The following is a 5,892-nucleotide window of genomic DNA, read 5'->3' as shown; positions in this document are numbered from 1 at the left end:
CCTCTCCTCCGGCCGCCAGCCGATGGCGGTCGGAGAGGAGCCGGCAACCGCTCGTCTCAGCCGGCGCGGTGAGGCCAGTGATCGTGCCACCAGGTACTGAAGTCGCGATCGGTTATCAATTCCCAGGCAGCGAGCAAGATCACCAATAGGCCCGACAACACGCTGCTGACCGTGGCCGATACGGGCTCATAGCCAATGGACCAAGGCGCCAGCACCAGAGCTAGGCCCAGCAGCATTTCGCCCCACTCTTCCAGGTAGGACGGGACGACAAAGGCTTCCACGGCAAACAGCATGACGCCGAGCCCGAGTGCGATGGTGATCCAGACGGCAGCCCCGGATAAGCCGAGGACGAAGGACGACAGGACCAGCCACACGCCCACCAACAGGCTACCAGCGTCCTGCCAATGTTGGATGCGCATGATGCTCACCTCCCTTCTCGTATTGATGTGGGGGCGCCCCGGTGAAGAATCATCCCTCCGACCTGCGCTGTGTTGCCGCGACCAGGAGCCGGCGCCCCATCCGGCCGCCCATGCCCCGGAAAGGGCCCTTGCAAGTGCGGCGCACCAGGATGCAGACTATCGGCGCTTGACAGGTGTCAATGTCTGCCGTTCTCGGCCCACCCGGTTCGCGCCCAGAACAAGAGGGAGATGACGCCATGCGAGAAATGGAAATCCACGATTATGCGCGGCAGTTGCTGGAAGCCCATGGCCCCAAGGCCATTGCGGAAGCCGCTCAAAACGCCATCGACCTCGAGCAGAAGGGCGAGCTCGAATTGGCTAAAACCTGGCGGCACATCGAAGACGCGATGAAGCTGATGCGCGGGCCACATCAAAGCTGACTGCCGTCGCGCGAAGCTTGCCTGACTGCGGCGACAACGCCGAACGTGGACCACAGTCCGTCGCGAGCCGCCAGGTTGCGGCCGAACGGCTACGCGATCTCGGGACGCTGACCTGGGAGCGAAGCCATGGTTGCGAAATGTACGACAGCCGAAGACCTCGTGAAGGCGATCACGGACGAGAAAGTCCAGATGATCGATTTGCGGTTCACCGACCTGCCGGGGATGTGGCAACATTTTTCCGTCCCGCCGAGCGCGGTGAACGCCGATGCACTCAATGAGGGCTTTGGATTCGACGGCTCATCGATCCGAGGCTTCCAGGAGATCCAGGAAAGCGACATGCTGGTTGTCGCCGACCCGACGACGGCATTCGTCGACCCCTATAGTCCGGCCAAAACGCTGGTTCTCATCTGCAACATCCGCGACCCCGTGACCGGCCAGTCCTATAGCCGGGATGCCCGCTACATCGCCCAGAAAGCCGAAATCCACCTCAAGGGCACCGGGCGCGCCGATACGAGCTATTTCGGCCCGGAAGCGGAGTTCTTCGTCTTCGACGAGGTGCGCTACGCACAGGGCATCAACTACGCCATGCACGCAATCGACTCCAGCGAAGGCAGCTGGAACACCGGCTCTGAGGAAGGGCCGAATCTCGGCCACAAACCGCGCCCGAAGGAGGGATACTTTCCCGTTCCCCCGACCGACAGCATGCAGGCGCTACGCACCGAAATGGTGCTGACGATGGAATCTCTGGGGATCCAGATCGAGGCCCATCACCATGAAGTCGCAACCGGCGGCCAGAACGAGATCGACATGCGCTTCACCACCCTCACCCGCATGGCCGACAACCTGATGATGTACAAATACGTGGTGAAGAACACCGCGCATCAGCACGGCAAGACCGCGACATTCATGCCGAAGCCGCTGTTCGAGGACAACGCTTCGGGCATGCACGTTCACCAATCGCTCTGGAAGGGTGAGACCAATCTGTTCTACGACAAAGGTGACTACGCCGAGTTGAGCCAGCTCGGCCGCTACTACATCGGCGGGCTTTTGAGCCACGCCTGGGCGTTGTGCGGGCTTTGCGCCCCCACCACGAATTCCTATCGGCGTCTGGTGCCGGGCTATGAAGCTCCGATCAACCTCGTCTACTCCCAGCGCAATCGCTCCGCCTGCTGCCGGATTCCGATGTATTCGCCGAATCCGCGCGCCAAGCGCGTCGAGTTTCGTTCGCCGGATCCGTCCTGCAATCCCTACCTGGCCTTCGCGGCAATGCTGATGGCTGGCCTCGACGGTATCGACAAGCGGATCGACCCCGGCAGCCCGATCGACAAGAATCTCTACGACCTCCCGCCTGCGGAGGCGAAGGAGGTGAAGTCCACGCCAGGATCGCTGGACCAGGCGCTCGACGCGCTCGAGCGCGATCACGCATTCCTGCTACGCGGCGATGTCTTCACCGCCGACGTGATCGAAACCTGGCTCGACTACAAGCGCAAGAAGGAGGTCGACCCGATCCGCCTGCGACCTCATCCTTACGAGTTCCATCTCTACTACGACATCTAGCGGGCGGCGACCGCGCACCTGGCGGAACGGGCAGAGCCCTCCACTGCTAGATCATCGGGACCCTCGACGAGACGTGATGATTGACGATCTTCCAATCGGCGTCCTCGCGAATAATCACCCAGGTGATCTTCACCGACAGCGGCGGACCTTCCTCGCCGAGGTCGAACGAGGCGATGGCGGCCATGTTGATCACGTCAGAGGCGACCCACGCGGATATCACCTCGGAGAAGGTGACGCTGGGCGAATGCCAGCGCGGCAAGCCGTTGAAATAGGCCGCGACGCCTTCCCGGCCGCGGTAAAGCCGTGGATTCGAGCCGAAGAAGAAGGCGTTCCGTGAGTAGAGCGCAGCAATGTCGGCTGCGTCGAGCTTCCCAAAGCCGACGGACCACTTCGCCATGATGGCGGACACGATATCGTCGGCTTCCCCTTGCATCCCGTGCCCCTACCCCTTCGCGACTTCCTTCGCAAAGGTGTCCCGGAGCCCGATGGTGCGGCTGAACACCGGCTTGCCCGGCGTGGAGTCCTTGTCGCGCACGAAATAGCCCTGGCGCTCGAACTGCATCGGCTCGGTCGCATTGCTCTCGGCGACCGACGCTTCGATCCGCGCGTCGGAGAGGATCTCCAGCGACTGCGGATTGAGATCGGCGGCGAAGTTCGAGGCGTCCGGGCTCGGGTTGGAGAACAGCTGGTTGTAGATGCGGATCTCCGCCGGCTTCGACGCCGCCGCCGGCAGCCAGTGCATGGTCGCCTTGACCTTGCGGCCGTCGGGCGCGTTGCCGCCCCTGGTCGCGGGGTCGTAGGTGCAGCGCAGCTCCACCACCTCGCCGGCATCGTTCTTGATCACGCCGGTGCACTTGACGAAATAGGCGTAGCGCAGCCGCACCTCGTTGCCCGGCGACAGCCGGAAGAACTTTTTCGGCGGGTTCTCCATGAAGTCGTCCTGCTCGATATAGAGCTCGCGGCCGAAGCTGATCTTGCGCGTGCCGGCCGAGGGATCGTCGGGATGGTTGATCGCATCGAGCTCCTCGACCTGCCCTTCCGGATAGTTCTCGATCACGACTTTCAGCGGCCGCAGCACCGCCATGCGCCGCTGCGACGTGCGGTTCAGCTCCTCGCGGATGCAGAATTCGAGCATGCCGACGTCGACCACGCTGTTGGCCTTGGCAACGCCGATGCGCTTGACGAACTCGCGCAGGGCTGCCGGCGGCACGCCGCGGCGGCGCATGCCCGCCATGGTCGGCATGCGCGGATCGTCCCAGCCCGCGACATGGCCCTCGCGCACGAGTTGGGTCAGCACGCGCTTCGACAACAGCGTGTAGGTCAGGTTCAGCCGCGCGAACTCGTACTGGTGCGGCTTCGACGGCACCGGCAGCTTCTCGATGAACCAGTCGTAGAGCGGCCGATGGTCCTCGAACTCCAGCGTGCAGATCGAGTGCGTGATGCCTTCGATCGCGTCCGACTGGCCGTGCGCATAGTCGTAGCTCGGATAGATGCACCATGCGTTGCCGGTGCGCGGATGATGCGCATGCAGGATGCGGTACAGCACGGGATCGCGCAAATTGATGTTGCCCGCACCCATGTCGATTTTCGCCCGCAGCACGCGCGCGCCGTTGGCGAATTCGCCCGCCTTCATGCGGCGGAACAGGTCGAGATTCTCCTCGACCGTGCGGTCGCGGAACGGCGAATTCTTGCCCGGCTCGGTCAGCGTGCCGCGCGAGGTGCGGATCTCTTCCTGGGTCTGGTCGTCGACATAGGCGAGCCCGTCGCGGATCAGCTTCTCCGCCCATTCGTACAGGCGGTCGAAATAGTCCGAGGCGAAGAACAGGTTCTTGCCCCAGTCGAAGCCGAGCCAATGCACGTCGGCCTGGATGGAATCGATATATTCCTGCTCCTCCTTGACCGGGTTGGTGTCGTCGAAGCGCAGATGGCAGCGGCCGGGAAACTCCTGGGCAATGCCGAAATTGAGCGCGATCGACTTGGCGTGGCCGATATGCAGGTAACCGTTCGGCTCCGGCGGGAACCGGGTGACGATCTCCTTGTATTTGGCCTGATCGAGGTCGGCCTGGATGATGTCACGAATGAAATCGCGCCCAACCTCGTTCGCCACCGGTTCTGTCATTACGAAAATCCTGTAGGGAAATCAGCGGTCCTTCTGCCAAATTCGCTCGGCTGAGCCAAGGCCTTAGCGGTCCGCTGCCGGGCTTTAGTTATGCTCCGGTCCTGTTATATACCACCGCCTCCAATGCATAGGCCCTGCCAAGAATGACCGATTCCGTCGTCACCCGCTTCGCTCCCTCCCCGACCGGCTTCCTCCACATCGGAGGCGCCCGCACGGCGCTGTTCAACTGGCTCTATGCGAAGAAGCACGGCGGCAAGATGCTGCTCCGGATCGAGGACACCGACCGGGAGCGCTCCACGGAGGCTGCGATCGGCGCCATCCTCGACGGGCTCAAATGGCTGGAGCTCAGCTGGGATGGCGACGTCATCTACCAGTTCAGCCGCGCCGCCCGCCACCGCGAGGTCGCCGAGCAGCTGCTCGCCGACGGCAAGGCCTACCGTTGCTACGCCACCGCCGAGGAGCTCACCGCCATGCGCGAGAAGGCGCGCGCGGAGGGCCGCACCCGCCTCTATGACGGCCTGTGGCGGGATCGCGACCCGGCCACTGCGCCCTCCGACGTCAAGCCAACCATCCGGCTGCGCGCGCCGCAGACCGGCGAGACCGTGATCGAGGACCAGGTCCAGGGCCGCGTGGTCTGGCAGAACGAGAACCTCGACGATCTCGTCCTGCTGCGCGGCGATGGCAACCCGACCTACATGCTCGCTGTGGTGGTGGACGACCACGACATGGGCGTCACCCATGTCATCCGCGGCGACGATCATCTGATCAACGCCGCGCGCCAGAAGCAGATCTACGATGCGATGGGCTGGACGCTGCCGAGCATGTCGCACATCCCGCTGATCCACGGTCCGGACGGCTCAAAGCTGTCCAAGCGCCACGGCGCGCTCGGCGTCGATGCCTACCGCGCCATGGGATACCTCCCGGCGGCGCTGCGCAATTACCTCGTCCGGCTCGGCTGGAGCCATGGCGACCAGGAGATCTTCTCGACCGAGGAGATGATCGCGGCGTTCGATCTCGCCAGTGTCGGCCGGGCGGCGGCGCGCTTCGACTTCGCCAAGCTGGAAAACCTCAACGGCCATTACATCCGCCACGCCGACGATCAATCACTCGTGAAGATGTTCGAGGACGTGCTCGACCACGTCGTGCCCAGCCGCAACGAGCTTAAAGCCAAGTTAAACGACACGACGCGGGCACAGCTTCTCAAGGCCATGCCGGCCCTGAAGGAGCGCGCCAAGACGCTGATCGAGCTGATCGACAGCGCCTATTTCATCTTCGCCGACCGGCCGCTTGAGCTTGATCCCAAGGCGCAGGCGCTGCTGACGCCCGAGAACCGCAAGCTGATCGGCCAGCTTCATTCCGCGCTGGAGAATGTCGAGAC

The 5,892-nt window shown here is 63.4% G+C and carries 6 protein-coding genes; 3 read left to right on the top strand and 3 right to left on the bottom strand.

Annotation, left to right across the window (positions count from 1 at the left end; all coding sequences use genetic code 11):
* Positions 1-56: 56 nt before the first annotated feature.
* Positions 57-419: an SPW repeat protein gene (locus ACXJL8_RS31530; RefSeq protein WP_060913116.1), complete on the bottom strand. Its 363-nt coding sequence runs from the start codon at positions 417-419 to the stop codon at positions 57-59.
* 236 nt (positions 420-655) lie between these two features.
* Between ACXJL8_RS31530 and ACXJL8_RS31525 the strand changes: the two genes are divergently transcribed.
* Both ACXJL8_RS31525 and glnA read left to right on the top strand, forming a co-directional pair.
* Entirely contained in the window at positions 656-838 is a 183-nt protein-coding gene (locus ACXJL8_RS31525; protein ID WP_028171775.1) for a hypothetical protein, read from the top strand.
* A 126-nt stretch (positions 839-964) separates the two neighbouring features.
* A complete protein-coding gene (gene glnA / locus ACXJL8_RS31520) occupies positions 965-2,395 on the top strand; it encodes a type I glutamate--ammonia ligase (protein WP_456622498.1) in 1,431 nt (476 codons plus the stop codon).
* A gap of 46 nt (positions 2,396-2,441) precedes the next feature.
* On the opposite strand, the gene ACXJL8_RS31515 is transcribed toward glnA, so the two are convergent.
* Together ACXJL8_RS31515 and ACXJL8_RS31510 are read right to left on the bottom strand one after the other, a co-directional pair.
* Positions 2,442-2,828 (bottom strand): YybH family protein, encoded by a 387-nt coding sequence (locus tag ACXJL8_RS31515; RefSeq protein ID WP_092181111.1) that lies wholly within the window; start codon positions 2,826-2,828, stop codon positions 2,442-2,444.
* A gap of 9 nt (positions 2,829-2,837) precedes the next feature.
* Positions 2,838-4,514 (bottom strand): glutamine--tRNA ligase/YqeY domain fusion protein, encoded by a 1,677-nt coding sequence (locus ACXJL8_RS31510; protein WP_456622499.1) that lies wholly within the window; start codon positions 4,512-4,514, stop codon positions 2,838-2,840.
* Between the two features lie 143 nt (positions 4,515-4,657).
* Between ACXJL8_RS31510 and gltX the strand changes: the two genes are divergently transcribed.
* The coding region (gene gltX, locus ACXJL8_RS31505) for a glutamate--tRNA ligase (protein WP_456686193.1) at positions 4,658-5,892 on the top strand (1,235 nt) is incomplete at its 3' end.

It is taken from the genome of Bradyrhizobium sp. P5_C11_2 (assembly GCF_054049755.1).
Note: the sequence above shows the minus strand (reverse complement) of the source record. Positions and strands in the feature narration are given on the sequence as shown.

Coding starts and splice junctions, on each gene's coding strand:
- ACXJL8_RS31530 (WP_060913116.1), bottom strand. CDS start 419: ATGCGCATCCAACATTGGCAGGACGCTGGTAGCCTGTTGGTGGGCGTG.
- ACXJL8_RS31525 (WP_028171775.1), top strand. CDS start 656: ATGCGAGAAATGGAAATCCACGATTATGCGCGGCAGTTGCTGGAAGCC.
- glnA (WP_456622498.1), top strand. CDS start 965: ATGGTTGCGAAATGTACGACAGCCGAAGACCTCGTGAAGGCGATCACG.
- ACXJL8_RS31515 (WP_092181111.1), bottom strand. CDS start 2,828: ATGCAAGGGGAAGCCGACGATATCGTGTCCGCCATCATGGCGAAGTGG.
- ACXJL8_RS31510 (WP_456622499.1), bottom strand. CDS start 4,514: ATGACAGAACCGGTGGCGAACGAGGTTGGGCGCGATTTCATTCGTGAC.